General features: G+C 66.0%; 2 protein-coding genes and 1 pseudogene. All 3 read right to left on the bottom strand.

All coding sequences use genetic code 11. The annotated features are described in order from the left end of the window. On the bottom strand, window positions 1-1,031 hold a 1,031-nt coding region (gene glp / locus ACESMT_RS18405), incomplete at its 3' end, for a gephyrin-like molybdotransferase Glp (RefSeq protein ID WP_372828044.1). After that, the gene (gene mobB / locus ACESMT_RS18400; RefSeq protein ID WP_372828043.1) at window positions 1,028-1,561 is read right to left on the bottom strand and encodes a molybdopterin-guanine dinucleotide biosynthesis protein B; all 534 of its coding nucleotides are present in this window, start codon (window positions 1,559-1,561) and stop codon (window positions 1,028-1,030) included. The genes glp and mobB, both read right to left, overlap by 4 nt. Window positions 1,562-1,638: 77 nt before the next feature. Beyond that, window positions 1,639-1,899 (bottom strand): annotated as a pseudogene (locus tag ACESMT_RS18395) (threonine synthase); the annotation flags it as partial.

Raw genomic sequence — 1,899 nt, 5'->3', positions numbered from 1 at the left:
GGCTGCACGGCCAGCGCGCTCGCGCCCTGCAGCTTGAGGATGAAGGGTCGCACCAGCACCAGAAAGGTCAGGAAGCTGGACACCGGGTTGCCCGGCAGGCCGATGAAATGCGCCGCGCCAACCCGGCCGTACGCAAACGGCTTGCCCGGCTTGATGGCAATCTGCCACAGGTCCAGCGAGCCGAGCTGCTGCACGGCCGGCTTGATGTGGTCTTCCTCACCGACCGACACGCCGCCGCTGGTCAGGATCAGGTCATGCGCCCCAGCGGCTTTGCGCAGCGCGTCCAGCGTGGCCTCGCGCTGGTCCGGCACGATGCCCATGTCGGTCACCTCGCAGCCCAGGCGGGCCAGCAGGGCGCGCAGGAAAAACCGGTTGGAGTTGTAGATGGCGCCCGGCCGCATCTGCTCGGGCGCGACCTCCCCAGGCATCACCAGCTCGTCGCCGGTGGAAAACAGCGCCACCCGGGGCCTGGCCGCGACCTGCAGCACATCCATGCCAATACTGGCCGCCAGCCCAAGCGCAGCGGGCGTGAGCCGTTCTCCTTTGGACAGCACGGTGGCGCCGCGTGTGACATCCTCGCCGGCGCGGCGAATCCACTGCGCGGGTCGCGGCGCCTGCGTGATGCGGACAAAACCCTCGCGCCCCGGCACCGCTTCGCTGTCTTCCTGCATCACCACCGCATCGGCGCCTGCGGGAATCGGCGCGCCGGTAAAAATGCGCGCCACCGTGCCGGGCGCCAGCGCCGTGCCTGCGCTGCCTGCCGGGATGCGCTGCGACACGCGCATTGCGGCGGCAGCGTCCTGCACATCAGCCACACGCACGGCATAACCGTCCATGGCGCTGTTGTCTTCGGGCGGCACCTGCAGCCCGGACACGACGTCCTGCGCCAGTACACGGCCGTCGGCGTCGAAGGTGGACACGGTCTCTAGCCTGGCCAGCGGCGCGGCGTGGCCCAGCAGTTCAGCGAGCGCCGCGTCCAGGCCTTTCAGGGGCGGACGGATGGCAGGTGCGGCGGCGCTGGGGGTGGTCATGAATAAAACTCGGAGCGATAGACAAACCGTTCCTGATTGTCGATCAGCCACAGGGCCACGGCATCGGGGTCGTTCAAATCCAGCACCGGCCTGAGGGTGGTTTGCGGCAGCTGCCCGGGAGAATCAGTGGCGATGGCCACCACAAAATCGTCGTCGGGGTAACGCGCCGGTTTGCCGGCGTCGGCGCGCCAGACTTCCACCTTGAGCAGGTCGCTGCTTTTGAAACCTTCTACCAGCACCCAGTCGATACCTTCGTACAGCTCGGCAATCAGGTGGTGCACCGACAGCGCGGCGGGCTGCTCGAACTCGCGGATCAGCGCCAGCCGGTTTTCGGAAGCCACCACCACCTCGAAGGCACCAGCCTGCCGGTGGCGCCAGGTGTCCTTGCCGGGGTGGTCGATGTCGAACTTGTGATGCGCGTGTTTGACGACGGAGACCCGCAGACCGCGCAGCTTGAGCACGGCAATCAGGCTCTCCACCAGCGTTGTTTTACCCGGGCCGGAATAGCCGGCAAATGCAACCACGTTCATAAACAGTTTTTACCAATCCTGGTTAGCTATCAATTCAATAGCTGGTAGCGGCCACCCGAAAAGGGCTGGAGGCCGATTTAGTTCACATTGTTGGCGATGTAGGCTTTGACCAGCGCCACGTCAGCGGGCATGACATGCACACGCTTGGGCAGAGCCTCAATGCCGTCGAACTTCGCGGGCCGGTCCGGCAGACGGCCCAGCGCCTCTTCAATGGTTTCGGCGAACTTGATCGGCAAGGCGGTCTCCAGCACCACCATGGGCACGCCGGCTTGCAGGTGCGCGCGCGCGACCTTGAGACCGTCGGCGGTGTGGGTGTCGATCATGGTGCCGAAACGCTG

It is taken from the genome of Polaromonas sp. (genome assembly GCF_041689105.1).
Taxonomy (GTDB): domain Bacteria; phylum Pseudomonadota; class Gammaproteobacteria; order Burkholderiales; family Burkholderiaceae_C; genus Polaromonas.
The sequence above is the reverse complement of the archived record's forward strand: the minus strand, read 5'-3'. Positions and strand labels throughout refer to the sequence as shown.